Below are 25,168 nucleotides of genomic sequence, written 5' to 3'. Positions count from 1 at the left end.
CAGGTCACTGCGTTTCGACGAAACTTCCCAGAACCTTTTTCAGTCCGGCCTTGTCAAAATCCACTTCCAGCTTGTCACCGTCCACCGCCACCACGAAGCCGTTGCCGAATTTCTGGTGGAAAACGCGGTCGCCGACGGCGAAGTCGCCCGCACTCTCGCGCGACGCCACCTGCCACGACGTGCCCTGCGCCTCGGGTTTGCGCCAGCCGCCGCCAACATCGCCGGAATTCCACGCCGCCGAGGACGCGCCGCCGGCATAAAGCCCCCGCTCGGCCTGACGTTCCACATGGGAATCGGGCAGTTCCTCCAGAAAGCGCGACGGCAACGCCGCCTGCCACTGGTTGTAGATACGGCGGTTGGCGGCAAAGGTCACCAGCACGCGCCGCCGCGCCCGGGTCAGCCCCACATAGGCCAGACGGCGTTCCTCTTCCAGGCCGGGATTGCCGCCTTCGTCCATGGCGCGCTGATGGGGAAAAACGCCTTCCTCCCAACCGGGCAGGAACACGCTGTCGAATTCCAGCCCCTTGGCGCCGTGCAAGGTCATGATGGTGACCTTGTCGACGTCGGAACGTTCGTCGTTCTCCATCACCAGGGCGACATGTTCCAGGAAGCCCTGAAGGCTGTCGAAATCGGCCAGGGCGCGCACCAGTTCCTTGAGGTTCTCAAGCCGACCCGGCGCCTCGGGACTTTTGTCGTTCTGCCACATGGTGGTGTAGCCCGATTCGTCGAGCACCACCTGCGCCAGTTCGCCATGGGACAGCGTCGCCATCCGCTCGCGCCAGCGCAGCATGTCGTCGCAGAAACCAGCCAGGGCCTTGCGCGGCTTGGGCTTCATCTCGTCGGTTTCGACCACCAGCCGCGCCGCCTCGAACAGCGACAGGCCGCGGGCACGGGCGGCGTTGTGCACCACCTGCAACGCCGCGTCGCCCAATCCCCGTTTGGGCAGGTTGACGATGCGTTCGAACGCCAACCCGTCGTCGGGCGAATTGATCAGCCGCAGATAGGCCATGGCGTCGCGGATTTCCTGACGCTCATAAAAACGTGGGCCGCCGATGACCCGATAGGGAACGCCGGTGGTGATCAGACGCTCTTCGAATTCGCGAGTCTGGAAGCCGGCGCGCACCAGGATGGCCATGGTCGCCAGACTTTCGCCGCGCCGCTGAAGCGTCTCGATCTCGTCGACCACCACGCGGGCTTCCTCGGGACCGTCCCACACACCGCGCACCCGCACTTTCTCGATGGCGGCGGCATCATGCGACAGGCCTGGGCGCAAGGTCTTGCCCAGCCGTCCCTCGTTGTTGGCGATCAGCCCGGAAGCGGCGGCCAGGATGTGCGGGGTCGAGCGGTAATTGCTTTCCAGCTTGACCACCTTGGCGCCGGGGAAATCCCGTTCGAACCGCAAGATGTTGCCGACCTCGGCACCGCGCCAGGAATAGATGCTCTGGTCGTCGTCACCGACACAACAGATGTTCTTGTGACTTTGCGCCAAAAGCCGCAGCCACAGATATTGGGCGACGTTGGTGTCCTGATATTCGTCCACCAAGATATAGCGGAACTGCGCCTGATAATGGGCCAGCACGTCGGCATGGTCGAGAAACAAGGTCAGGCAATGCAGCAACAAGTCGCCGAAATCGCAGGCGTTCAGCGTCAACAGCCGTTGCTGGTACTGGGCGTAAAGTTCCTGCGCCCGGCCGCCGGCCAGTTCGGTGGTGTCCGCCGCCGTCAGCTTGTCGGGCAAACGACCCTGGTCCTTCCAACGCTGGATGGTGCCCATCAGCGCCTGGGCCGGCCACCGCTTGGCGTCGATGTGCTCGGCCTCCATCACCTGTTTCAACAGCCGCACCTGGTCGTCGGCATCAAGGATGGTGAAGTTGGATTTGAGCCCCAGCAGTTCGGCATGGCGGCGCAGGATGCGCACGCACAACGCATGGAAGGTTCCCAGCCAGACGCCCTCGGCCACCGGACCGATCAGCCCGGCGACACGGTCACGCATCTCGCGCGCCGCCTTGTTGGTGAAGGTCACCGCCAGACATTGCCACGGCTGCGCCCGGCGCGACGCCAGGATATGGGCCAGCCGCGCCGTCAGAACCTTGGTCTTGCCGGTTCCCGCCCCCGACAGCACCAGCACCGGGCCTTCGGTGGTGGTCACCGCTTGGTGCTGTTCCGGGTTCAGGCCCACCAGCCACGGCGCGTCGGGCGGCACCGCCACCGGACCGGCCGAAGCGCGCGGGCTGGCCGGTTGAAAAGGGGCGGGAATGTCGTCGTCAAGGGCGAAGGGATCGGACATGGCTGGAATATAGTGGGAACATTTCCCGCCGCCTAGCCCCAAAGCCAACCATCGGCGCTGGGAACAGACGCGAAACGCGTGTAATGTCCCAGCATGGATACCCTGATCCTTTCCGTCTTCGCCTTCACCTATGCCGGCATGGCGCTGGGGCGCGTTCCGGGCTTCAAGCTGGATCGCACCGGCATCGCGCTTTTGGGGCTGGTGGCGTTGCTGGCCGGCGGCGCGGTGGATTTGGAACACGCCGGGGCAGCCATCAACATGCCGACCCTGTTGCTGTTGTTCGCGCTGATGATCGTCTCCAGCCAGTTCCAGGAAGCCGGCTTCTATGGCGCGGTGGCGGCACGGGTGGCGGCGGCCAAGGGGTCGAGCGACCGGCTGTTGGCGGTCACCATCGCGGTGGGTGGCGGCCTGTCGGCGGTTCTGGCCAACGACATCGTGGTGTTCGCCATGACCCCCATCGTCGCCGAAGGGGTGCGCCGGCGCGGTCTCGACCCCCGGCCGTTCCTGTTGGGATTGGCCGGCGGCGCCAACGCCGGCAGCGCCATGACCATCATCGGCAATCCCCAGAACATCCTGATCGGTCAGGTCGGCGACCTGGATTTCTGGCGGTTCCTGTTGGCCTGTGGCGTGCCGGGACTATTGTCGCTGGGCGTGGTGTTCTGGGTGGTGCGCTGGACCTGGCGGGGCGCGTTGCAGGCCGTTCCCGCCCCCATCGTACCGCAACCCATGCCGCGTCCCGACCTGTTCCAAACCGGCAAGGGCGTGGTGGCGATCCTGTTCCTGATGGCGCTGTTCGCCACCGACCTGCCGCGCGAGGTGGGGGCGCTGATCATCGCCGCCTTCCTGCTGCTCAGCCGCCGGCTGGCCAGCCGCGACATGATCGGCGCGGTGGACTGGCACCTGTTGGTGCTGTTCGCCTGTCTGTTCGTGGTCACCGATGCCTTCTCGGCCACCGAATTCGCCGCCCAGGGCGCCGAAATGCTGGCCGAGACGGGATGGATGCCGCATCGCCTTGGCGTCATGGCGCCGATGATGGCGCTGGCCAGCAACACCATCGGCAACGTGCCCGCCACCATGCTGATCCTGTCGGTGTGGCCGTTCGGCGACCCCGGCCCCATGTACGGGCTGGCGCTGTTGTCGACGCTGGCCGGCAACCTGTTGCTGGTGGGATCGCTGGCCAACATCATCGTGGTCGAACGCGCCGCCCGCGCCGGGGTGCGCGTCGGCTTCCTCGACTTCGCCCGCGCCGGCATCCCGATGACGGCGGCGACCATGGCCTTGGCCTGTGGCTGGCTGTGGCTGGGCGGCTGGATGGGGTGGTAGAGCGCTCCTCAGAACCCCGGCAAACGCCGTCCCAGGTCGTAGCCTTCCTCAAGCGCCGCCAACACGATGTTGGCACAGGCGGTGGCATCCGACAGCGCGTCGTGGTGCTTGAGCGTCAGGCACAGGTAGCGGGCGACGTCCGGCAGCTTGGTCGGCCGCAGGTTCCATTGGTCGCGCGCCACCTGCACCGTGCACAAAAAGGGCTTCGCTGGATCGGGCAGGCCATAGGTGGCGCAGCATCCCTCCAGCACCCGGCGATCGAAGGCGGCGTTATGGGCCGCCAGGAAGTCGACGCCGGCCACCATTTCAGCCAGTTCCGGCCATACCCCGGCGAAGTCCGGGGCGTCCTTGACGTCGTCCCAGGTCAGGCCGTGGATTTCGGTGAACATGACACGCGGGCGCGGCGGCCGGATCAGACGGGCGAGGGAATGAACGACACGGCCGTTCTCGGCCACCACCACCGCCACCGAACAGGCGGCGTCACGGCCGTTGTCGGCGGTCTCGAAGTCGATGGCGGCGAAACGGGTCATTCGCCGTCGTCGAATTCCAGATGGCTGGTGCTGGTCAGGTCGTCCTGGCTCATCACCCGGTTGCGCCCCTGGCGCTTGGACAGGTACAGCGCCTCGTCGGCGCGGTGGACGAAGGCGCCCAGCGTCTCGCCGAACTCGTATTCGGCGACGCCGATGGACAAGGTCACCTGTCCCAACACCTGACCGGTGCGGCGGTTCAACACCTTGCGGCTGGCCACCAGCCGGCGGATGTTGTCGGCCACCGCCACCGCGTCCTTGAGCCGGGTGTCGGGCAGGATGATGGCGAATTCCTCGCCACCGTAGCGCGCCGCCGTGTCCTTGCCCTTGATGCTGTCTGAAATGGTGCGGGCCACCAGCTTCAGCACCTGATCGCCCAGCATGTGGCCGTGGGTATCGTTGAAGTTCTTGAAGAAGTCGATGTCGATCATCAGCAGCGACAGGAACTTCCGTTCCTCTTCGCTTTCCAACGCCGCCTCGCGCAGCGCCACATCGAACAGCTTGCGGTTGGCCAGACCGGTCAGCGCGTCGGTGGTCGCCTCGCGCTTCAACTGGTCCAAATCCTCGCGCAGGCGGGCGATTTCCGAGGACGAGGTTTCCAGCCGCTGTTCCAGTTGGCGGTTGACCTCGATCATCATCTTGGTCTCGTCGAGGATCGAACGCACCAGCACGCCCAAATCGGCGGCGTCCTTGACCTCAAGCTCGCCCGAGAAGTTCTGCAACGCCTCGCCGTATTGGGCGGCTCCGGCATTGGCGGTGACCAGATATTCCAAGACACGCGCCACCGCGTCCTCGATGCGCTTGCCCACCGCGCGCAACTCGGCCTCGTGCTGGCTGGTGCCGAAGAAGCGCTCGTACAGGTCGGCGCAAATGTCGTCGGAAAATTTCTGTCCGGCCCGCAAGATGCCGTTGACCGCCTTGGTCAGGTCGGGGTTGCGGTCGGCGACGAAGGCGTACCACACCATGAAATTATTGGGATGTGCCGGCACGCCGTGGCGGTCCATCATGCCAAGGGCGGCCCGCGCGCAATGGGCGGCGACGTCGTAAGGGTCGGTGAACTTGATCCCCACCTGCGGTGTCCCCTGCCCTAGTTACATTGGCCGAGGGAACCCTCGGCGCAGATACGGTTGCCGTCCACCCAGCGCGCCCCGGACAGGTCAGCGTTGAGGAAGTCGGCCCCCAACGTCTTGGCCCCGGTCAGGTCGGCACCGCGCAGGTTGGCCCGGAAGAACCTGGCCCGCCGCAAATCCGCCTCGCGCAGCGACGCCCCCTCCAGGTCGGCCTTGGTGAAGTCGGCCTCGGCGAACACGCCCTGGTCCAGCCGCGCCGCCTTCATGGAGGTGCTGACGAAGCGGGCGCGATAGCCGTCGGCCCCCACCAGCGTCGTGCCGGCCAAGGTGGCACGCTGGAAACTGGTTTCACGCAGCCGCGCCCCGCTCAGGTCGTGGCCCGACAGATCGCGCCCGTCCACATAGCACCGCTGCCAATCGACCTTCGGCTCGGCCGGCTGGGTACAATCGGCGGCTTGGGCCGAGGCCAGCCGCACGGACACGGCAGCGACCACCAGCAAGAAAAAAAGAACATCACGCATGGCTTAAGGTTTAAACCGGACCCTGCCGGGGGCAAAGCGATATTTCCAGCCGCCGCGACGGTTTACCTGTGTGCCGTTCGGTCCTAGGCTATGAAGCAACGACCGAGGAGGACCCACCATGGCCAGAACTGCCGCCGACACAGCCTTGGACGAGGCCGAGAAGATGTGGCTGGCCGGAGAACGCCAGCAAGCGCGCGAGGCGTTCCGCCGCGCCCGGCTGTTGTTCCACGAGGCGGGCGACCACCTGGGCGAAGCATTGGCACTGACCCAATTGGGGGATTTCGAGACCGAGACCGGCCATCCGGCGGCCGCGCGCGAGGTTTACGCCGAAGCCCGCGCCCTTTATGCCCAACACGGCGGCCAATGCGAACAGGCGGCCATCGTGGTCAGGTTGGGCCAGTTGGCCGCGCGCGAAGGCGATCTGGTCAAGGCTCGGCAATGCTATGCATCCGCCCACGAGCTGTATCACGCCGCCGGCGATCTGTCGGGACTGGCGCATGTGGCCAAACGGACCGGACACCTGGAACGCGACCACGACCGCCAGGATCTGGCGCTCGACCGCTACAACGAGGCATTGGCTCTTTACACGCGGGCCGGCGACACCTTGGGGCAGGCACATACCCTCAAGGCCACGGGGCAATTGTTGCGGCAAATGGGCCATGCCGACCAATCCCACGACCGCCTGGAAAAGGCGCTCGACCTCTATCGCGAGGCCGGCGACATCCTGGGCGAGGCGGCGGCGTCGCACACGCTGGCCCATCTGCTGCACCATCTGGGCGACACGGACGGTGCGCGCGATGCCTTGGACAAAGCGCGCCACCTGTTCGCCGCCGCCGGCCACCTCAAGGGCGAGGCCGAGGTGCTGACCGACCTGGGGCGAATCCTGACCACCGCCGACCCGGTCCGCGCCCACAGCGCCCTCAAGCGCGCCGCCAGCCTGTTCCGTCGCCTGGGCGACGACAGGACGGCGGACGTGGAAGCCCTGGCCGGGAAGTTCTTTTAATTTATCAGATGGCGTAATCGACGCTGGCAGGCAGGCGGGGGACAAAGGCCCCGCCCAGGATTTCCGCCAGAACCCGCAAATCCGAGATGACGTCCAACACCGCCGTTTCGGCACCGCCCCCCAACAGGACGCCGTGCCCGGACCCGTCGGGCAAGACCAGTTCCAGGCCGGTCCGCCCGACCTGATCGATAGCCGCCTGACAGTCGCTGACCGGATAGCTCAGCATGTAGGGCACCCCCACGGTGTCCATCAGGATGGCGGCGTCGACACCATAGGCCGGGCCACGCGGATCGTCGGGCGGCGGATCGACGAACACGAAATGCGGCCGTTCGGGACGATTGAGACGCGAGCGCAGGAACAAGAACCAATCATGGCTCCACAGCCGCACCCAGCCGCGCTCGCGCGCCGCCTTGGCCGCTTCCATCACCGCCGGCTCGATGTCGTTGACGTCCATCTCGATGGCCAGTTGCGGCCCCCCCACCGCGCCCAGCACCCGCCCCGCCACCACCCAGGAGCCGGGATGCGGGTCGGGCGGGATCGGTCCCGGTACGGCGGAAAACCATGCGCGGTTGGCGAAGCGGCTGTGGTTCTCGATGACCGAGGCCACCGCCGGCAACGGCCCCGGCAGGGCGCCGGCGCCGGCATGGGTGTCGGTATAGGAGAAGTACACCAAGTCGTCGCCGGCCCGTTCGGCCACCGGCAATGCCAGACGAGCAACCGCGGCGGCCAGGATGAACTGGTTCCACAAGGTGGCGCGATGATCCACGGTCATAAAGGTCCCAAGGCTTTTTCCGTCGGGCCTTATGACGCCCGTTGCATGGGCGTACGTCAATAGCTTAGCTGTATGGTTGGGTATTAATTTTTCGCAATATCCTCACTGCCCTTGGCGGAAGCCGCGGACGTGGTGCCGACCGGTTTGTCTTCCGGTTTGCCACGAGTCAGGGCGACGGCGACACAGGCCAGGACAACGGGTGACAGACTGCGCCACAGGAACATCGGGAACCCTCCATCAAGGCGACCACGGTCGCACGGCAGGGGCCTTCCGATCAACAGGTAATGCGAATGACTTTCGATTGCGGACGTATAATCAGCGCCCAGTCCGCTTTTGCGCCGCCCCTTGGACCGGACGAGGACCGGCGACGCGCGGCATGGTGGCAAGCACGCCCTCGACCTGCCGGCCGAGCGAGCGGACGTCGGCGCGGGAGCTGACACCCACCGCCCGCAGCTTGCCGGCGAAGGCGGTAACCGCCGGGGCGTTCCCTGGTTTTCCGAAAATCTGACCGAACCCGGCACGCCCCAAGGTGCGGTAACAGGTGCCCAACAGCACCGCCGCCTGATAAAGCGACAACCCCAGCGGCGCCAGCAACTCGCCGCGCGTCGCCTCGCCCAGTTGGCAGAAAGCGGCCGTCAACTCGCGCATTTCGCTATCCGGGGGATTGGACAATGCCAGACGGACCTGGTTGTCGTTCAAGGTTTCCCACCAGAATTCCTCTTCGCGCGAGCGGTTCTCGACCACCATGGTCTCCAGCTTCTCGCGCGCCTCGACCAACGCCGCGGCGTGGGTGTTGGCGTTGGCCGGCGCCGCCGGCGCTTCGGCCACCTTGACCTCGGCCCGGCGGTTGGCGGCCTGGGCGACCACTTCCGCGACCTGCTGGGCGGTCTTGAGCTCCAGCAACATCGGCCCCATCTCGCGCACTTTTTCCACCGAAAGGCCGGCGTAATGGGGCACCAGCGGCACCTGCCACTCGTGGATCAGGTACTCGTTCATCGCTTCGTACAGACGGCCGGCCTTGCTGGCGGGATTGTTGGGGTCCCCCCCCACCGTGGCGCGGAAATGCTTTTTCGCGTGGGTGCGCACGATCATCGAGACGATGTCGTGCACCGAGCGGCCACAGCGCAGACGAACGAAGTCGTCGTTGACCGGCCGTCCCTGGGCGTCCACCAGCAAATGGGAAAAGGCGTCGCGGCGCTTTTGGAATATCAGCATCAAGCCGTGCAGAAGGTCCGAAGACGTCAGCACCGAATCATAGAATTCATCACCATCCATGTCGCCGAAAGCGGGAATAAGATCGCGGAACACTGCCGCCACCGGCCCCTTCAGGGTCTCGGTGATCAGACGGACGGCAAGGTTGTGTTCCACGTCTTTCACGGCAATCGTCCCCTGGCGCATTCTGCGCCCGTTGCCACCCCAGTCAACTCTAGCAGTATCGTCCGATCATTTCGGCCGTGCAATCGTCGAGATGTGACGAAATCCCTCGGAAAATAGGCCCTGGCAACGCTTTTTGACAATACTCGCATCCCGCCTGGGGTTGACTTTTGCCCTTACTGAACCGCACTCTCCAGTTTCTTACCGAAGGGGTGTCCCGGATGCGGGACTGAGAGGCCGGAACAGCGTCCGCCGGCGACCCTTGGAACCTGATCCGGGTCATGCCGGCGAAGGGATCGGAAGCAGATTTTCCGCACCCGCCGGCCTGTCCAAGCAATATCGAGGGATAGGCCATGTCCGAAACGTCCGAAAACCTGTTGGTCACCACCGGCCCGTTGCCGGGGTCGCGCAAGATTCATGTCGCGGGGTCCCGCCCCGACATCCGCGTCGCCATGCGCGAAATCGACCTGGAACCCAGCTCGGGCGAGGCGCCGGTGCGGCTTTACGACACCTCGGGGCCCTACACCGATTGCGGCGCCAAGGTGGACATCACCCAGGGCTTGCCCGAGATTCGGCGCAACTGGGTTGTGGAACGCGGCGATGTGGAAACCTATCCCGGCCGCACCCACCGCCCCGAGGATGACGGGCTCAAGCCCGGCGAGACCATCGGCGTGCCGGTGTTCGACCGCGCCCACCGTCAGCCCCTACGCGCCAAGGCCGGAAAGGCGGTGACCCAACTGGCCTATGCCCGCGCCGGTATCGTCACCCCCGAGATGGAATACGTCGCCATCCGCGAGAATTTGCGCGTGGCCGAAGCCCGCGAAGCCGCTGCCCGCGACGGCGAGGATTTCGGCGCCGACATCCCCGATCAGGTGACGCCCGAATTCGTGCGCTCCGAAATCGCCCGCGGCCGCGCCATCATCCCGGCCAACGTCAACCACCCCGAAGCCGAGCCGATGATCATCGGCCGCAACTTCCTCACCAAGATCAACGCCAACATCGGCAATTCGGCGGTGGCGTCCAGCGTGTCGGAAGAGGTGGAAAAGCTGGTGTGGGCCATCCGCTGGGGCGCCGACACGGTGATGGACCTGTCCACCGGCCGGCACATCCACGCCACCCGCGAATGGATCTTGCGCAATTCCCCGGTTCCCATCGGCACCGTGCCCATCTACCAGGCCCTGGAAAAGGTGGACGGCAAGGCCGAGGACCTGACTTGGGACATCTTCAAGGACACGCTGATCGAACAATGCGAACAGGGCGTGGACTATTTCACCATCCACGCCGGTCTGCGTCTGGCCCACATCCCGCTGACCGCCAAGCGGGTCACCGGCATCGTGTCGCGCGGCGGCTCGATCATGGCCAAATGGTGTCTGGCCCATCACAAGGAAAACTTCCTCTACACCCATTTCGAGGATATCTGCGAGATCCTCAAGGCCTATGACGTGGCCTTCTCCTTGGGTGACGGCCTGCGCCCCGGTTCCATCGCCGACGCCAACGACGCCGCCCAGTTCGCCGAACTGGAAACCCTGGGCGAGTTGACCCACGTCGCGTGGAAGCACGATTGCCAGGTGATCATCGAAGGCCCCGGCCACGTCCCCATGCACAAGATCAAGACCAACGTCGAGAAGCAGCTCAAACTGTGCGGCGAGGCGCCGTTCTATACCCTGGGGCCGCTGGTCACCGACATCGCGCCGGGCTACGACCACATCACCTCGGCGATCGGCGCGGCCATGATCGGCTGGTTCGGCACCGCCATGCTGTGCTACGTCACGCCCAAGGAGCATCTGGGACTGCCCGACCGCCAGGACGTGCGCGAGGGCGTGGTCACCTACAAGCTGGCCGCCCACGCCGCCGATCTGGCCAAGGGCCATCCGGCGGCGCGCGAACGCGACGACGCGCTGAGCCGTGCCCGCTTCGAGTTCCGCTGGAAGGACCAGTTCCACCTGTCGCTCGACCCGGAAAAGGCCCAGGACTTCCACGACCAGACCTTGCCGGCCGAGGGCGCCAAGCTGGCGCATTTCTGCTCCATGTGCGGCCCCAAGTTCTGTGCCTACAAGATCAGCCAGGAAGTGCGCGATATCGCCGCCGAACAGGGCATGGAGGCCATGAGCGAGAAGTTCCGTTCCGAAGGCGGCGAAATCTACCACAGCGAAAAGCCGGCGGCGGAATAGCCCCCCCTATTGCGCGCAACGGCGGCATGACCAAGTCCCGGCGGGGTCCGCTCGCCGGGACCTTTCGTTTCAATGCACCGCGTGCAGGCCGCCGCGCGGCGGCGGCGCCTCGGCGGTCATGGCCTCCAGGATGGCTTGCTTCATGCCCTCGGACAGGTCGCGGGCACGGTCCAGGCCGTCCAGGACGATGAAGGTGATGCCGCTGTCGTCCTTGAGCAGCCGCGCCGACACCCCGGCGTCACGCAGCATGGCCAGCACGGTGTCGCGGTCGGACAACGCCCGCACCACTGCCGCCGTCAGTGGATGGGTGACCTCGCGCGGCAGAAGGTCGAAATAAAGCCGCCCCACCGTCACCGGATCGGCCGCGGAAATCTGGCGCAGGATCGTCTCGGCCCGGCGCACCACCGCCGCCATGATACCCATCGGCTTGATATGGGCGGCGGCCCGGTGCAGCGTCTCGCAAAGCCCTTCCAGACGGCCTTCCCAGGCCGGATCGTGCAGGACGATGGACGTCAGGTTACGGGCCAATTGCTCGACGGTGTCGGCCTTGAGGCTTTGTGGGCTGGGCATGGTGTCCTCCGTTCGGCTTTGCACTGATACGGAACATCCACATCCTGTCAGGCGTTTTATTTCGGCAAGGTGAAGACGAAGGTGCTGCCCTGGGCCGGGTCTCCTTCGATCCAGATACGGCCGCCAGCGTCGCTAACGATGCGCTTGACGATGGCCAGCCCGGCGCCGGTGCCGCTGCGCGGTCCCGGCGGGTGCAGGCGAGTGAACAAACGAAAGACGTCGTCGCGATAGACGGGATCGATGCCGATGCCGTTGTCTTCCACCCACAGCCGCCAGCAATCGCCCATGTCCTCGGCGCCGATGCGAATATGGGGGGAAACTCCGTCGCGACGATAGATCAAGGCATTGGCGATCAGGTGACGGAAAAGCTCATGCAGTGACATGCGGGCAAGCGCCACCGACGGCAGCGCCCCGACATCGACGACGGCATGGGCGTCCTTGACTTCCTCGGCCAACAGGTCAAGCACCGCGCTCACCACCACCAGCAACGACACCGGCTCGAGCTTGCCGCCCGGTTCGGTACTGGGGGCGGCATAGACCGCCAGATCTTGAACCAGCCGACGCATGCGCCGGGCGCCATCGATGGCGAAATGGGCCAACTCGCGGCCTTCGGCCCCCAGGTCGGAGCCATGGCGACGTAACAGCAACTGGCAGAAACTGACCACCAGCCGCGACGGTTCGGCCAGGTCATGGCTGGCGACGCGGGCGAATTCCCGCAATTCCTCGTGCGTCGCCTCAAGCTCGGCCACCGTTCCCGACAACGCCTGGGATTGTTCCGCCAACATCTCGTGGGCTTGGCCCAACGCGGCAAGCGCCTCGTTCTTTTCGGCAATGATCCGCTCCAGATGGACCACGTACTCGCTTTCCAGTCCCTGGACGATCTCGTGTTCACTGATGACGCCGCTGGCCACGCCATCGTCGTCCACCACCACCAGATGGCGGATGGCATGGACCCGCAAGGCCTCGGTCGCATCCAGAAGCGATGCACTTGGCGCGATGGTGTGCAACGGTTTGCCCATCACCTCGCCGGCGCGAAGGCCGTCCACCGGGCTGTGCTGGCGCAACAGCCGCACCGCGTCGCGTTCGGTCAGGATGCCGACCGCGCGCCCCTGGCTTTCGATCGCCACGCAATAGATGCCCGGCTGGGCCAGAAGCGACAGCACGCCATGCAAGGACGCATTCTCGTCCGCCGTCGCCACCGGAGCCATGACCGCGCGGACATCCTTTGGCCGAACATAGAAATCGACGCCGAGATGACGCACGAAATCGGTCTCGGTCACCACCCCGGCGACGCGACCATCGGCATCCGTCACCACCAGATGGCGGAAACGATGCTCCTTCATGAGTTTGAAGGCCTCGAAATGATCAAGGTCGGCCGGCACCGACAACGGCGTCGAGGTCATCACCTGGGCCACCGTCAGTTGGGTTCCGGCCTCGACCCCATCATAGCACTTGACCACGTCACGTTCGGTGACGATGCCCACCGGACGGGCGTCCTCCTCCACCACCAGACACGAGATGCAGCGCTCGGACAGGATATCCAGCGCCTCAGCCATGGTGGTGTGCGGCGCCACGGTGACCACCGCTGTGCTCATGATCTGGGAAAGCGGGACCGCGCGCATGGTCTGCCGTCGCATGATTGTGGAACGGCCGTACTTTACGGGCATGCCCTTACCGAGGCGAGGGACATCTGCGCATGGCTGGAGGGATTCCTCAGAATGTTCTCATAGACCGTTGGCAAGGGCGATGCGACGCATCAGCCGGTAGCTGTCCTTTGGGGTGCGCTTCAGGCTGTCGAAATCCACCCGCACCAGCCCGAACCGCCGCGACAGGCCGAACGCCCACTCGAAATTATCCAACAGGCTCCAGGCCAGATACCCTCTGACGTCGGCACCCGCGCCCAAGGCCCGATGCACCTGCGCCACATGATCTTCAAGGAAACGGGCCCGCTTGCTGTCGCGCACGCTGCCGTCCGCTTCCACCACGTCGTCATAGGCGGCGCCGTTCTCGGCGACAAAGACCGGCGGATTGCCGTAACGGTCGCGCAGGTCGAGCAATTGTTCGTAAAGCCCTTCGGGCTCGACCGGCCAGCCCATGTCGGTGCGCCGCGATGTCTTGGGCGTTCCCCAGCCGGCGGCGAAGGGACGTTCCGGCGCATGCCTCATGGTGTTGCGGCTGTAATAGTTCAGCCCCAACAGATCGACGGGACATCGCACCAGTTCCATGTCGCCCGGCCGCACGATGGCCGCCATGCGTTCGGCCAGCAAGGCCGGCACCTCGCCCTTGAACAATCCGTCCAGGGTGACGCGGTTCCACACCGCGTCCCACAGGGCGGCGGCACGACGGTCGGCGTCGGTCCCGCTGTCGGCGACGCACGGGCTGAAATTGCTGACGGTGCCGAGCATCAGGTCGGAGCGTTCGGCACGGGCCGCCCGCAGCCCCGCGCCCTGGGCCAGATTCTGGTGGTGCAGCGCCTTCAGGATGCCATCCTCGCCCAGGCGCAGACCGGGGGCGTGTTCGCCCAAGCCGTGGCCGAACACCGCCACCACGTTAGGCTCGTTCAACATCATCCAGGTCTTGACCCGATCGCCCAGCCGACGCACCGCCAGAGCGGCATAATCGGCGAAAGGTCCGGTCATCTCGCGTCCCAGCCAGCCGCCCTTGTCCTGAAGCGGTTGCGGCAGATCCCAATGGTACAGACAGGCCATGGGCCGGATGCCGGCGGCCAACAGCGCGTCCACCAGACGATCATAGAAATCCAGCCCCTTGGGGTTCACCGCGCCGGTTCCGGCGGGAACGATCCGCGGCCAGGCCAGCGAGAAACGGTAGGCGTTGAACCCTGCCGCCCGCATCAGGGCGACATCCTCGGCATAGCGGTGGTAATGGTCGCAGGCCACCCGCGCCGAAGTCCCGTCCAGGATGCGCCCAGCTTGGGTAAAGGCGTCCCAGATGTCCGGGCCACGGCCATCGGCGTCAAGCGCCCCCTCGACCTGATAGGCCGAGGTCGACGCCCCCCACCAGAATCCTTTTGGGAATTGTCGGGTCGGCGCGGCGAAAGCCGCCGCCGGCAACGCGGAAGAGGCGGCAACCCCGGCAAGAAGCTGGCGTCGGCTGATCCTCATGCTGTCCTCGCGGTGGTGGCGTCCCACGGCAAGTAGGTCCCGAACGCGGGCCCGGCAAGCCGGTCAGAAGGTGGGACGCTGATGGAAGCCATGGCCCGGCAGTTCGCTCCACGGTTCCACCTCGATGGCGCTGACCCATGCCGAGGGCGGCCCCTGACGACAGGCGGCCAGCATGGCCTCCACCGTCGCCGCATCACCCATGAACACCGCCTCGACCCGGCCGTCGGACAGATTGCGCACCCAACCGGCCAACCCCATCCCCTGGGCCGTCTGCACCGTCCAGCCGCGATACCACACGCCCTGGACCCGGCCCGAGACCACGGCGCGGACACAGGTCGGATGGTTCATGGCGTATTCCCCGAAGCCTGCGGCACCGCCGATGCCGGCATCTCGATGGAAATCTCGACCCGGCGGTTACGGGCGCGGTCATCCATGGTGTCGTTGCCGGTCAGCGGCCGGCTGTCGGCGAAACCTTCGGCCGACAACCGGTCGGGGGCGATCCGTCCGGTCTGAAGCAGGTAATGCACCACCGAGGCGGCACGCGCCGCCGACAAATCCCAGTTGGAACGGAACAATTCGGTCGAGATGGGAACGTTGTCGGTATGCCCCTCGACCCGGATGCGGCCCGGCGTGCGGCCCAGCACGGTCACGATGTTGTCGAGCGTCGGCAGGATGGCCGAGGACAATTCGCGTTCGCCCGGCGCGAAGGCGGCATGGTCGCGAAAACGGATGACCACCATGTTGTCGCGTTCGATCACGTCCACCAACTGGCGGCGCAATTCCTCGAGCAGCACCCGGCGCAGTTCCTCGGCCACCACCTTGGAAGGCGGCTCGGGCTGGACCGCCTTGCTTTCCTTGTCCTCGACCTCTTCCTCGTCGTCGCTCTGGTTGATCTCGAGCTTCATGTAGGGAAGGACCTGGGGCGGCGGCACGATGGATTTGGTCGGGGCCTGGGAATCGAAGGCCTGGGAGATGGGGCCGGCGTTCTTGTGGAAGCTGTCGCTGTTGATGTCCGAAAACGACAACAGCATGACGAACATGGCGAACAGCAACGACATCAAATCGGCAAACGACGTCAACCACATGGGCTGGCGCCGTTCCGTCTTCTTGAAACCGTTGTCGAAGTCCATGGCCGCGCGTTCCGCGTCAGGTTTCGTGGCTGCCGGCGGCGTGGGCGCCCTTGCCGTTGCCCGACGGCTTGCCGCCGCCGCCCGAACCGCCACTGCCGGTGTAACTGTCCTTGGCCCCCAACTGCCGCTGCTTCTCGGGCAGATAGGCCTCGAGGATTTCCATCATGGCGGTGGGATTCTGCTGTTGCTGAATCTGGAACACGCATTCGATGATCAGGGACCGCAGCGCCACCTCGCGCTGGCGCTTGTCCTCCAGTTTGTCGGCGATGGGAATGGCGATCAAATTGGCGATCAGCACGCCGTAAAGCGTGGTCAGCAACGCCACCGCCATGCCGCGGCCGATGGTGGTGGGATCGTTCATGTGGCTCAGCATCTGCACCAGGCCGACCAGCGTGCCGAACATGCCGAACGCGGGAGCGAATTCGGCGATGGCCATGAATACCTTGGCGCCGATCTCGTCACGCTGGATGGACAACGCCATATCCTGGGTCAGAACCTTGCGGATATAGTCGAGGTCGCGGCCGTCGGCCACCAGTTGCAGCCCCTTGCGGAAGAACTGGTTGCGGACCTTGACGTTCTCGGCGGCGATGTGGCCCGACTTGCGCACCAGCTTGCTGATGGCGATGGCCTTGCGGATGAAATCGCGGGGCTGTTCCTTTTCGTTGCGGAACGCCGCCTTGAACCCCACCGGCATGGCGACGAACACACCCGACAGCGGAAACTTGACCATGGTCGCGGCGAAAGTCCCGCCCACCACGATCAGGAAGCTGGGCAAATCCAGGAAAATGCTTAATTCAGAGCCGGTGGCGATGGCCAGCGTCACCACCAGGATTCCGATCACCAACCCCGCCAGTGTGGCGTAATCCATGAATACCCCCCGCGCGTCAGGCCCTCCCGACCTGCCGTTTGCCCATCCCCGGAATGGTACGGCAAGATCGGTGTCGCCGCCACACCCACGAATGATCGGAATTGTCGATTTTAATATCGGCGACTTCCAATTGGATCGATTCGGCCAAGCTTCCTATGGTCGTCTTCAGAGCACGGCGGACAGCTTCCGCCGAACCAAGTACGGGAGAGAAGACCATGAGCATCGACATCGGCATCGACGACGGCGCCCGCAAACAGATCGGCGACGGCTTGGCCCGGCTTCTGGCGGACACCTACACCCTTTACCTCAAGACCCACAACTTCCACTGGAACGTCAAGGGGCCCATGTTCAACACGCTGCACCTGATGTTCGAGCAGCAATACAACGAACTGGCCCTGGCCGTGGATCTGGTCGCCGAGCGCATCCGGGCGCTCGACTTTCCGGCGCCGGGCTCCTATGCCGCCTTCGCCCGCCTGACCTCGCTCAAGGAAGAGGAAGGCGTGCCCTCGGCCGAGGACATGATCCGCATCCTGGTCAAGGACCAGGAAGCGGTGGTACGCACGGCGCGCTCCATCTTCCCGGTGGTGGACGAAGCCCATGACGAACCCACCGCCGACCTTCTCACCCAGCGCATGCAGGTGCACGAGAAGACGGCCTGGATGTTGCGGTCGCTGTTGGGATGATCCCCTGAACGAAAAACCCCCGGCGCCTCGCGGCACCGGGGGTTTGCGTTTTCAACAAGAACGCCTTACGAGGCGAACTCGATGATCTTCTGATCCACCGCCAGCGATTCGCCCGGCTGGGCGTGGACCTTGGCGATGACGCCGTCGCGCTCGGCCTTGAGGATGTTTTCCATCTTCATGGCTTCGACCACGGCCAGCGGCTCGCCCGCCTTCACTTCCTGGCCCTCGACCACTTCCAGCGAGCGCAGCAGGCCGGGCATGGGCGACAGCAGGTACTTGGACATGTCCGGCGGCGCCTTGATCGGCATCAGCTTGTTCATGCGCGCGGCCTGACGCAGCAGGACGGCGGCATGAACGCGCGAACCGGCATGGGCCAGGGTGTAGAACACGCCGTTGCGGTCGATCTGCACACAGACGGCCAAGCCTTCGACGGTGGCGCGCACCAGCGGTTGGCCGATCTGCCAGTCGGTCTTGACGCTGACCGCTTCGCCGCCGATGACCACGGCGAAGCCGCCGGCGATGGGCCGGCATTCCACGTCATGGTAATCGGAATTGTTCAGAACGACCGTCCATTCCACCGGCACGGTCATGTCGTGACCGGGGAACTGGCCCGAAATCTGGATGTTGCGGGCCATGACCGTGCACTTGACCGCCGCGGCGACGGCGATCAGCACGGTCGGATCGCTGGCCGGCAGATCCTTGGCGTGGAAGCCGTTCTTGTACTCTTCGGCGATGAAGTTGGTGGTCAACTCGGCCTTGACGAACCGCTCCTTGGCCATCAGCGAGGCCAGGAACGGAATGTTGTGCGACAGACCACGGATGTAATAAGCGTCCAGCGCCTCACGCATATGGGTGATGGCGGCGTCGCGGGTGGGGCCGTAGGTGATCAGCTTGGCGATCATCGGATCGTAGAACATGCTGATCTCGCCACCCTCGTACACGCCGGTATCGACGCGGACGTGCTGGGTCTCCTCCGGCGGCTGATAGCGGGTCAGGCGGCCGGTGGACGGCAGGAAGTTGCGGAAGGGGTCTTCCGCGTAGACGCGGGCCTCGATGGCCCAGCCGTTCAGCTTGACGTCATCCTGGGTCAGCGGCAGCTTGTCGCCGGCCGCAACCTTGATCATCAGCTCGACCAGATCGAGGCCGGTGACCATTTCGGTGACCGGATGCTCGACCTGAAGGCGGGTGTTCATTTCCAGGAAGTAGAACTCGCCGGTGGCGCCGCCGACGATGAACTCGACGGTACCGGCCGACTTGTAGTTCACCGCCTTAGCCAGGGCGCAGGCCTGCTCGCCCATGGCCTTGCGCATCTCGGGGCTCAGGAAGGGCGACGGCGCCTCTTCGATCACCTTCTGATGGCGGCGCTGGATCGAGCATTCGCGCTCGCCGAGATAGATGGTGTTGCCGAAGCTGTCGGCCAGCACCTGGATCTCGATGTGGCGGGGCTGCTCGATGAACTTCTCGATGAAGACGCGGTCGTCGGCGAAGGACGACTTGGCCTCGTTGGTGGCCGAGATGAAGCCTTCCTTGGCCTCGGCGTCGTTCCACGCCAGACGCATGCCCTTGCCGCCACCGCCGGCCGAGGCCTTGATCATCACCGGATAGCCGATTTCCTTGGCGATCTTCACCGCCTCGGCGGCATCCTTGATGACGTCCATGTGGCCGGGAACGGTGTTGACGCCGGCGGCCTTGGCCAGTTTCTTCGACTCGATCTTGTCGCCCATGCAGAAGATGGCGTGGGCGTCGGGGCCGATGAACGTGATGCCGGCCTTGGCCAGCGCCTCTTGGAACTCACGCTTTTCCGACAGGAAACCATAGCCCGGGTGCACGGCCTGGGCGCCGGTCTTCTTGCAGGCCTCGACGATCTTGTCGGCCAACAGATAGGACTGGGCCGAAGGCGGCGGGCCAAGATGGACGGCCTCGTCGGCCATCTGCACATGCAGCGCATCCTTGTCGGCGTCGGAATACACCGCCACCGTCTTGATGCCCATCTTCTTGGCGGTCTTGATGACGCGGCAAGCGATCTCGCCGCGGTTGGCGATCAGAATTTTGGTGAACATGCTCGCAGCCCCCATCAAAGCGGAATGTTCCCGTGCTTCTTCCACGGGTTTTTGAGGTCCTTGTCCTTCAGCATGGCCAGCGAGCGGCAGATGCGCTTGCGGGTCGAGTGCGGCATGATCACATCATCGATGAAACCACGCTTGCCGGCGATGAAGGGGTTGGCGAACTTCTGGCGGTATTCCTCGGTGCGGGCGGCGATCTTGTCGGCGTCGCCCATGTCCTGACGGAAGATGATCTCCACCGCGCCCTTGGGACCCATCACCGCGATTTCGGCGGTCGGCCAGGCGAAGTTGACGTCGCCCCGCAGGTGCTTGGAGCTCATCACGTCGTAAGCGCCGCCATAGGCCTTGCGGGTGATGATGGTGATCTTCGGCACGGTGGCCTCGGCGAAAGCATAAAGCAGCTTGGCGCCGTGCTTGATGATGCCGCCGTATTCCTGGGCGGTGCCGGGCAGGAAGCCGGGCACGTCGACGAAGGTCACGATCGGAATGTTGAAGCTGTCGCAGAACCGCACGAAGCGGGCGGCCTTGATCGAGGACGCGATATCCAGGCAACCGGCCAGAACCATGGGCTGGTTGGCGACGAAACCGACGGTGCGGCCTTCCATGCGGCCGAAACCGACGATGATGTTGCCCGCATAGCCCGGCTGAATCTCGAAGAAGTCGTTTTCGTCCACGACCTTCAGGATCAGTTCCTTCATGTCGTAGGGCTTGTTCGGATTGTCGGGGATGAGGGTGTCGAGGCTCATCTCCTTGCGGTCGGGCACGTCCGGGGTCGGGCGGACCGGAGGCTTTTCCTTGTTCGACGACGGCAGGAAGTCGATGAAGCGGCGCAGTTGCAGCAGCGCTTCGACGTCGTTCTCGAACGCCAGATCAGCCACGCCCGACTTGGTCGAGTGGGTCATGGCGCCGCCCAGTTCCTCGGCGGTGACCGTCTCGTGGGTCACGGTCTTGACCACGTCAGGACCGGTCACGAACATGTACGAGCTGTCCTTCACCATGAAGATGAAGTCGGTCATGGCCGGGCTGTACACGGCGCCGCCGGCGCACGGACCCATGATCATGGAAATCTGAGGCACCACGCCCGAGGCCATCACGTTGCGCTGGAACACTTCCGCGTAACCGGCCAGCGAGGCGACGCCTTCCTGGATGCGGGCGCCGCCCGAATCGTTGAGGCCGATCACCGGGGCGCCGACCTGGACGGCCTTGTCCATGATCTTGCAGATCTTCTCGGCGTGCGCTTCCGACAGCGAACCGCCGAACACGGTGAAATCCTGGCTGAACACGAAAACCAGACGGCCGTTGACGGTGCCGTACCCGGTCACCACGCCGTCGGACGGAATGGATTGCTGGTCCATGCCGAAATCGGTGCAGCGGTGTTCCTTGAACATGTCCCACTCCTCGAAGGAGTCGGGATCGAGAAGCAACTCGATGCGTTCGCGGGCAGCCAGCTTGCCCTTGGCATGTTGCGAAGCGATACGCTTCTCGCCGCCACCCAGACGGGCGCGGTTCCGTTTCTCTTCGAGTTGGCGAATGATTTCCTGCATCCGATTTCCCCTAATGAAGGTATGGGCAAGCGCCTGTTTTCGGGCACGCCGGAACCTTCGGGTGGTTGCCCACCCTTATGGTCAGGGCAGTGCAGATACCATTACTTCCCGCCGGCTTCCACCGAAAAAGACCCCACACCCACTCACGTTGTGTTGCAATTTGTGACTAACGAAAAGGCTTTAGCTACTTGGCTTTAACGGGGTTGCGCGGGGCGCATGGCTTAAGTAACAAAATTACTTTACCCCATTCCCCCCACCATCGGTTTAATTTCCCGCCCATAATGCGCAAAGCCCCGGAAACCGGGGCTTTGCGGGTAGGATGAGGTGGGTCACGCTACTGCGCGCCCACTCATTTTTAGGAAATTTTCTTTCGACGAGCGTTTTTTCCCGGTTATCAAACGGCCAATGCCAGCAACCGCTCGGCCGCCAGGATGTCACGACGAAGGGCCGCACGACGGTCTGCGGCCTCGGCATCCTCACCCCATTGTTCGATCTGGAAGGTCTCGTCCAACTGCGACAGGGCGTAGGTCCGCTCGCCATCCAGCCGCCCTTCCACCAGCGCCAGGGCCAGCACCAAAGACCCCGCGGCGGCGCACGTCGCCTGCGCCGCCGTCAGCCGCCAGTCGTCGTATCCGTCAAGCCGCGCCGCCAGCGCCGCCACCGCCCCGGCCGGCTGGTCCACCGCGATCACACCGGTGGTGACCACCAGACGGGCACCGATGGCCTCCGCCGCCCAGTCGAGCAACGGTTGCCATTGCCCGGTCTGGCGCGCCACCAGATCCTGGGGGGCTTCGGCGCGATAACACAGCAGGTCCGTGTCGGAAAACCGGGTCAACTGATCCAAGATGGTGGCGCGTTCGGGGCCGACGCGATCCAGCGCGGTGCTGACCAACTGGGTCATGGGCATGGATTTGGGCTTGATCTCCTCGCCCTGCTCCCGCCATTCGACGGCCATGGCCTCGGCCAGGGCGCGGAACGGCACTTCCAGCTTGCGGCCGGCCGGTGTCTTGACGCAGCGGCCATCCAGATGGACGGCGAAACCGCCCGACACTTCGGCCACCTCGGCCAGTTTGTAAAAACGTTTCAAGGTCTTGTTCAGCATGGCGCCGGCTCTTGCTCAGAATGTCGCCGGGACATAGGGGAAAACGGCGGACACGGCAAGCCCCACGCTCTCAGCCACCGAACAGGCCATCAAGGAAACCGGATTCGCTTCGGGACTGCTTACGTCCCTTCTTGCCGGCAGGCTTCTTGCCCTTGTCACTTTTAGCCGGTGCATTCCCCAGCGCGGTCTTGCACGGGGTGTCGTCGCCAGTCAGGCGGTCGAACAAGGCCTCACCCAACAGCGACAGCCCGCCGGTGGCCATCGCCGCCCCCACCGAGGCGGCGGTCCGAGCCGTTCCCATCTCGTCCAGCGACAGCGACGGTTCGGCCAGGGTGCCGCGCACACGGGTCAGCCCCGCCAGAGGCGAGGTCAGCGACAATCCGATGCCATCGCGGGCCTTGGGCACGATCCCCAGGTCCAACCGCTCGTCGCGCAGGTCCACCGTCCCGCTTCCGACCACGTTGACCTTGGCGGTTTCCACCGCGATACCGCGATCCGCGGTGGCGATGCCGTCACGCACCACGAACCGGACCACCGCACAGGACAAAGGCGTGTCATCCTCGGACCGGCTCAGCGGATTGAGCACGCCCAACACCTGGATCAGCAGATCGCCGGCCGCCCAGTCGATGGCGGTGTTGTGCACCCGCCCCTCGCCGACGCTGAGCACGCTTTCCCCCGAACTAGAAGCCATCAACGCCCGCCACGATTCGCCCCGGCCGTGCAGATCGAGGCGCAAAGTTGAGCGGCCGCCGGCCAAAGCGTCGATCCCGGCCTCTTTCAGCATGCGCCCCAAATCGACACCGCGCCCCTGAAGCTTGAGCGCCAGATCGCCGCCCTTATCCAGGGCGGCCAGGGTCATTTCCGCTTCGACCGTGCCGCCGGCCAGCGCGGCGCGTAGTGGCCGGACGGACAACCGGCCATCGGCCACCGACATTTGGGCGGTGGCGTCGGTCAGATGCGCCTTGCCCAGGTCCAACCGGCCGACATGCAGATCCACCTTGGCGTCGAAACTGCGCAAAGCGGAAAACGACACGGGCGTCGCCGGGAACAGCCGACCGTCATTGGCCGCTTTCAATCCTTTGGGCGCCAGCTTTTCTCCCGGTTTCGACGCCGGCGTGGTGAAGTCGGCAAGAGCCAGCGCCACCGAGGTCAAAGCCCCGCTCAGCCGGGGCCGTTGGCTCATGTCCAAAGCCAACTGGCCACTCAGGTCGCTGCCGCCCAGATTGGCCTTGAAGTCACCCAGCTTCCATTGCGTCCCACCACCGGACAACTGGCCCGTCGCCTTGAGCGGGCCGATGGACGGCACCTCGCTTCCGGTCAGGCGCGACAAACCGGCCAAGGTGTCGCTGTCGGCGCCAAGCGTCAGTTCCACTCCCGTCAGCGCCATCAGGTCGGCGACACCGCCCCGCGCCGTCACCAACAAGGCGTCGCGCCGGCCGGCGGTCAGGTCCAGATCGGCCACCGCCAGCAATCCGTGCCCGTCGGTCAGACGGGCCGACAGCTTGAACGGTCCCAGCGCCAACGGGGACTGAGCATCCAAGGGCTTGCCCGGCGCCTGGGAATGCAAGACCACCTTGCCCAGTTCGTCACCTTGGGCCGCCACGGCCAATTCGATGCCTCGGCCGCCCAACGGATCGGCCACGGTTCCTTCGACCTTGGCCTGGATGGCGTCGAAGCTGCCTTGCAGGTGCACCCCCCAAGGCTTGTCCTCGGCGGCGGGCATGACCAGCCGGCCATCCAGGTTCAGCATGCGCCCCTCAAGGTCGCCCACCGCCTGGACCGCCACCCCGCCCTTGCCCAAGGCCTCGGGCTGCACCATCAGCTTGTGCAGGTTGAAATGACGGCCGTTGCCGGCCATGCCGTCACGCCAGAACAAGCGGGCGTTCTTGATCTTGACCTCACGCAAGGTGAAGCGGGTCGCCGGAGGGCCGCCCTTGGCCGGCGGCAATGGTTCGGACACGTTGTCCGCCGCCGTGAACGACCAGTTGCCGTGGCCGGCGCGGTCGGTTTCCAACAGGACGTCGGGGGACGACAACACCAGACGCTGGACGCGGATTTCGCGTTTGAGCAACGGCAGCAACGCCACCTCGGCCTCGATCCGCTCGACCGACACCATGGTCGGCCGGCTGCCGCCGGGCATGTTGGACAGGCTGACGTCGTTGGCGATCAGCCGGGGCACCAACCCAAGGCGCAGTTCCAAAGGCCCGGCCAAAACCAGCTCGCGCCCGGTGGCCGCGCGGACCTGCTCGACGGCCAAGGTCTTGAGCTTGCCCATGTCCATGGACTTGACCGCAGCCACCAGCGCCACCGTCAAGGCGGCAAGCAGCACGGCCAGCAACTTGAGAGCGGCACTCAGGCGCATGGCGCGTCTCCCAGGGAAACGGTCAGCATTTCCGCCAGACCGTCGAAACTGTCGATCACCACATGCGCCCCCGATTGCTCAAGCTCGGCGACGGAATGATAGCCCCACGACACGCCGACGGCATGGGCCTTGGCGGCACGGGCCATGGCCATGTCGTAGGCGGTGTCGCCGATCATCACCACGTCGGCCGCCGCCACACCGGTTTCCGCCGCCGCCCGCAGCAACATGCCGGGATGCGGCTTGCCGGGATTGTCGTCGGCGGTTTGGATGGTGACGAAACGCCCGTCGAGCGCGTGGTTGTGCAGCATGGAATCGACGCCGCGTCGCGACTTTCCGGTCGCCAGCCCCAAAAGCCAGCCATCGGCGTCAAGCGCCGTCAGCGTCTCGACAACACCGGGAAACAGCGGCTCGACGGTATTGGGCAACAACCGCAAGGCGCGAAACGCATCCTTGTAATGTTCGGCCACGATGCGATGGGTGTCGTGTTCGATACCGGGCAACAAGGCGGCGCACGCTTCGACCAGCGACAGGCCGATGACCCGACGGACCGCCGCGGGATCGGGAACCCCCAGGTCCATGCGCGACCACGCCTCGGTCATGGCGGCCACGATGTTGTGTTCGGAATCGATCAAGGTCCCGTCGACGTCGAAGACGGCGAGTCGCAGACGGCTCATGG

General features: G+C 65.1%; 22 protein-coding genes and 1 riboswitch. Of the genes, 4 read left to right on the top strand and 18 right to left on the bottom strand.

The annotated features are described in order from the left end of the window. Positions 1-4: 4 nt before the first annotated feature. The gene (locus tag G4223_RS17140; RefSeq protein WP_163682259.1) at positions 5-2,287 is read right to left on the bottom strand and encodes an ATP-dependent helicase; all 2,283 of its coding nucleotides are present in this window, start codon (positions 2,285-2,287) and stop codon (positions 5-7) included. 93 nt (positions 2,288-2,380) lie between these two features. On the opposite strand from G4223_RS17140, the gene G4223_RS17135 reads away from it, so the two are divergent. Next, the gene (locus tag G4223_RS17135) at positions 2,381-3,610 is read left to right on the top strand and encodes an anion transporter (protein ID WP_163682257.1); all 1,230 of its coding nucleotides are present in this window, start codon (positions 2,381-2,383) and stop codon (positions 3,608-3,610) included. An 8-nt stretch (positions 3,611-3,618) separates the two neighbouring features. On the opposite strand, the gene G4223_RS17130 is transcribed toward G4223_RS17135, so the two are convergent. Genes G4223_RS17130 through G4223_RS17120 form a run of 3 tightly spaced genes read right to left on the bottom strand, consistent with a single transcriptional unit; the run spans position 3,619 to position 5,728 of the window. Next, positions 3,619-4,140, bottom strand: a complete 522-nt coding sequence (locus G4223_RS17130) for a 3'-5' exonuclease (protein WP_163682255.1) — start codon at positions 4,138-4,140, stop codon at positions 3,619-3,621. Next, entirely contained in the window at positions 4,137-5,207 is a 1,071-nt protein-coding gene (locus tag G4223_RS17125) for a GGDEF domain-containing protein (RefSeq protein WP_338086914.1), read from the bottom strand. Before G4223_RS17125 ends, G4223_RS17130 begins: the two co-directional genes overlap by 4 nt. A 17-nt stretch (positions 5,208-5,224) precedes the next feature. Continuing rightward, a complete protein-coding gene (locus tag G4223_RS17120; RefSeq protein ID WP_163682253.1) occupies positions 5,225-5,728 on the bottom strand; it encodes a pentapeptide repeat-containing protein in 504 nt (167 codons plus the stop codon). A 118-nt stretch (positions 5,729-5,846) separates the two neighbouring features. Here G4223_RS17120 and G4223_RS17115 point away from each other — a divergent pair, with 118 nt between their 5' ends. Next, the gene (locus tag G4223_RS17115) at positions 5,847-6,731 is read left to right on the top strand and encodes a tetratricopeptide repeat protein (protein WP_163682250.1); all 885 of its coding nucleotides are present in this window, start codon (positions 5,847-5,849) and stop codon (positions 6,729-6,731) included. Positions 6,732-6,735: 4 nt separating this feature from the next. Here the strand turns inward: G4223_RS17115 and G4223_RS17110 are convergent, their stop codons facing one another. The 3 genes from G4223_RS17110 to G4223_RS17100 all read right to left on the bottom strand — a co-directional run bounded on the left by G4223_RS17110 (position 6,736) and on the right by G4223_RS17100 (position 8,880). Then, positions 6,736-7,503, bottom strand: coding sequence for a hypothetical protein (locus tag G4223_RS17110; RefSeq protein WP_163682248.1), 768 nt, complete (start codon positions 7,501-7,503; stop codon positions 6,736-6,738). An 83-nt stretch (positions 7,504-7,586) separates the two neighbouring features. Continuing rightward, positions 7,587-7,727: a hypothetical protein gene (locus G4223_RS17105; RefSeq protein ID WP_163682246.1), complete on the bottom strand. Its 141-nt coding sequence runs from the start codon at positions 7,725-7,727 to the stop codon at positions 7,587-7,589. Positions 7,728-7,818: 91 nt separating this feature from the next. Then, a complete protein-coding gene (locus tag G4223_RS17100) occupies positions 7,819-8,880 on the bottom strand; it encodes a hypothetical protein (protein ID WP_163682244.1) in 1,062 nt (353 codons plus the stop codon). A gap of 195 nt (positions 8,881-9,075) precedes the next feature. Beyond that, positions 9,076-9,190, top strand: a riboswitch (TPP riboswitch). Between the two features lie 40 nt (positions 9,191-9,230). On the opposite strand from G4223_RS17100, the gene thiC reads away from it, so the two are divergent. After that, positions 9,231-11,048, top strand: coding sequence for a phosphomethylpyrimidine synthase ThiC (gene thiC / locus G4223_RS17095; protein WP_163682242.1), 1,818 nt, complete (start codon positions 9,231-9,233; stop codon positions 11,046-11,048). Positions 11,049-11,117: 69 nt separating this feature from the next. Here thiC and G4223_RS17090 read toward each other — a convergent pair whose 3' ends face one another. The 6 genes from G4223_RS17090 to G4223_RS17065 form a co-directional block, all read right to left on the bottom strand. Next, a complete protein-coding gene (locus tag G4223_RS17090) occupies positions 11,118-11,618 on the bottom strand; it encodes a hypothetical protein (protein ID WP_163682239.1) in 501 nt (166 codons plus the stop codon). Positions 11,619-11,674: 56 nt separating this feature from the next. Next, positions 11,675-13,255 carry a CBS domain-containing protein gene (locus G4223_RS17085; RefSeq protein WP_163682237.1) on the bottom strand — a complete coding sequence of 527 codons (1,581 nt, stop codon included), beginning with the start codon at positions 13,253-13,255 and terminating at the stop codon, positions 11,675-11,677. Positions 13,256-13,342: 87 nt separating this feature from the next. After that, positions 13,343-14,740 (bottom strand): GH1 family beta-glucosidase, encoded by a 1,398-nt coding sequence (locus tag G4223_RS17080; RefSeq protein WP_163682235.1) that lies wholly within the window; start codon positions 14,738-14,740, stop codon positions 13,343-13,345. A 63-nt stretch (positions 14,741-14,803) separates the two neighbouring features. Next, entirely contained in the window at positions 14,804-15,088 is a 285-nt protein-coding gene (locus G4223_RS17075) for an acylphosphatase (RefSeq protein ID WP_163682233.1), read from the bottom strand. Next, positions 15,085-15,870: an OmpA family protein gene (locus G4223_RS17070; RefSeq protein WP_163682231.1), complete on the bottom strand. Its 786-nt coding sequence runs from the start codon at positions 15,868-15,870 to the stop codon at positions 15,085-15,087. Before G4223_RS17070 ends, G4223_RS17075 begins: the two co-directional genes overlap by 4 nt. Positions 15,871-15,886: 16 nt before the next feature. Then, positions 15,887-16,738: a motility protein A gene (locus G4223_RS17065; protein WP_163682230.1), complete on the bottom strand. Its 852-nt coding sequence runs from the start codon at positions 16,736-16,738 to the stop codon at positions 15,887-15,889. Between the two features lie 215 nt (positions 16,739-16,953). On the opposite strand from G4223_RS17065, the gene G4223_RS17060 reads away from it, so the two are divergent. Further along, on the top strand, positions 16,954-17,421 hold the full coding sequence (locus G4223_RS17060) for a Dps family protein (protein ID WP_163682228.1): 468 nt from the start codon (positions 16,954-16,956) through the stop codon (positions 17,419-17,421). Positions 17,422-17,486: 65 nt separating this feature from the next. Here G4223_RS17060 and G4223_RS17055 read toward each other — a convergent pair whose 3' ends face one another. The 5 genes from G4223_RS17055 to G4223_RS17035 form a co-directional block, all read right to left on the bottom strand. Then, entirely contained in the window at positions 17,487-19,481 is a 1,995-nt protein-coding gene (locus G4223_RS17055; protein WP_163682225.1) for an acetyl-CoA carboxylase biotin carboxylase subunit, read from the bottom strand. Positions 19,482-19,495: 14 nt separating this feature from the next. Beyond that, a complete protein-coding gene (locus tag G4223_RS17050) occupies positions 19,496-21,028 on the bottom strand; it encodes an acyl-CoA carboxylase subunit beta (protein ID WP_163682223.1) in 1,533 nt (510 codons plus the stop codon). A 394-nt stretch (positions 21,029-21,422) separates the two neighbouring features. Further along, positions 21,423-22,130, bottom strand: coding sequence for an ATP12 family chaperone protein (locus tag G4223_RS17045; RefSeq protein WP_205762558.1), 708 nt, complete (start codon positions 22,128-22,130; stop codon positions 21,423-21,425). Positions 22,131-22,200: 70 nt separating this feature from the next. Then, positions 22,201-24,492 (bottom strand): AsmA family protein, encoded by a 2,292-nt coding sequence (locus G4223_RS17040; protein WP_163682221.1) that lies wholly within the window; start codon positions 24,490-24,492, stop codon positions 22,201-22,203. Further along, entirely contained in the window at positions 24,483-25,166 is a 684-nt protein-coding gene (locus G4223_RS17035) for an HAD-IA family hydrolase (RefSeq protein ID WP_205762557.1), read from the bottom strand. The genes G4223_RS17040 and G4223_RS17035 overlap by 10 nt, the downstream gene beginning before the upstream one ends. Positions 25,167-25,168 lie beyond the last annotated feature (2 nt).

It is taken from the genome of Magnetospirillum aberrantis SpK (assembly GCF_011022235.1).
GTDB lineage: Bacteria > Pseudomonadota > Alphaproteobacteria > Rhodospirillales > Magnetospirillaceae > Magnetospirillum > Magnetospirillum aberrantis.
The sequence above is the reverse complement of the archived record's forward strand: the minus strand, read 5'-3'. Positions and strand labels throughout refer to the sequence as shown.

Bases quoted from the DNA above. Each gene is read 5' to 3' on its own strand.
- G4223_RS17140 (WP_163682259.1), bottom strand. From the start codon at position 2,287: ATGTCCGATCCCTTCGCCCTTGACGACGACATTCCCGCCCCTTTTCAA.
- G4223_RS17135 (WP_163682257.1), top strand. From the start codon at position 2,381: ATGGATACCCTGATCCTTTCCGTCTTCGCCTTCACCTATGCCGGCATG.
- G4223_RS17130 (WP_163682255.1), bottom strand. From the start codon at position 4,140: ATGACCCGTTTCGCCGCCATCGACTTCGAGACCGCCGACAACGGCCGT.
- G4223_RS17120 (WP_163682253.1), bottom strand. From the start codon at position 5,728: ATGCGTGATGTTCTTTTTTTCTTGCTGGTGGTCGCTGCCGTGTCCGTG.
- G4223_RS17115 (WP_163682250.1), top strand. From the start codon at position 5,847: ATGGCCAGAACTGCCGCCGACACAGCCTTGGACGAGGCCGAGAAGATG.
- G4223_RS17110 (WP_163682248.1), bottom strand. From the start codon at position 7,503: ATGACCGTGGATCATCGCGCCACCTTGTGGAACCAGTTCATCCTGGCC.
- G4223_RS17105 (WP_163682246.1), bottom strand. From the start codon at position 7,727: ATGTTCCTGTGGCGCAGTCTGTCACCCGTTGTCCTGGCCTGTGTCGCC.
- thiC (WP_163682242.1), top strand. From the start codon at position 9,231: ATGTCCGAAACGTCCGAAAACCTGTTGGTCACCACCGGCCCGTTGCCG.
- G4223_RS17090 (WP_163682239.1), bottom strand. From the start codon at position 11,618: ATGCCCAGCCCACAAAGCCTCAAGGCCGACACCGTCGAGCAATTGGCC.
- G4223_RS17085 (WP_163682237.1), bottom strand. From the start codon at position 13,255: ATGCGACGGCAGACCATGCGCGCGGTCCCGCTTTCCCAGATCATGAGC.
- G4223_RS17080 (WP_163682235.1), bottom strand. From the start codon at position 14,740: ATGAGGATCAGCCGACGCCAGCTTCTTGCCGGGGTTGCCGCCTCTTCC.
- G4223_RS17075 (WP_163682233.1), bottom strand. From the start codon at position 15,088: ATGAACCATCCGACCTGTGTCCGCGCCGTGGTCTCGGGCCGGGTCCAG.
- G4223_RS17070 (WP_163682231.1), bottom strand. From the start codon at position 15,870: ATGGACTTCGACAACGGTTTCAAGAAGACGGAACGGCGCCAGCCCATG.
- G4223_RS17065 (WP_163682230.1), bottom strand. From the start codon at position 16,738: ATGGATTACGCCACACTGGCGGGGTTGGTGATCGGAATCCTGGTGGTG.
- G4223_RS17060 (WP_163682228.1), top strand. From the start codon at position 16,954: ATGAGCATCGACATCGGCATCGACGACGGCGCCCGCAAACAGATCGGC.
- G4223_RS17055 (WP_163682225.1), bottom strand. From the start codon at position 19,481: ATGTTCACCAAAATTCTGATCGCCAACCGCGGCGAGATCGCTTGCCGC.
- G4223_RS17050 (WP_163682223.1), bottom strand. From the start codon at position 21,028: ATGCAGGAAATCATTCGCCAACTCGAAGAGAAACGGAACCGCGCCCGT.
- G4223_RS17045 (WP_205762558.1), bottom strand. From the start codon at position 22,130: ATGCTGAACAAGACCTTGAAACGTTTTTACAAACTGGCCGAGGTGGCC.
- G4223_RS17040 (WP_163682221.1), bottom strand. From the start codon at position 24,492: ATGCGCCTGAGTGCCGCTCTCAAGTTGCTGGCCGTGCTGCTTGCCGCC.
- G4223_RS17035 (WP_205762557.1), bottom strand. From the start codon at position 25,166: ATGAGCCGTCTGCGACTCGCCGTCTTCGACGTCGACGGGACCTTGATC.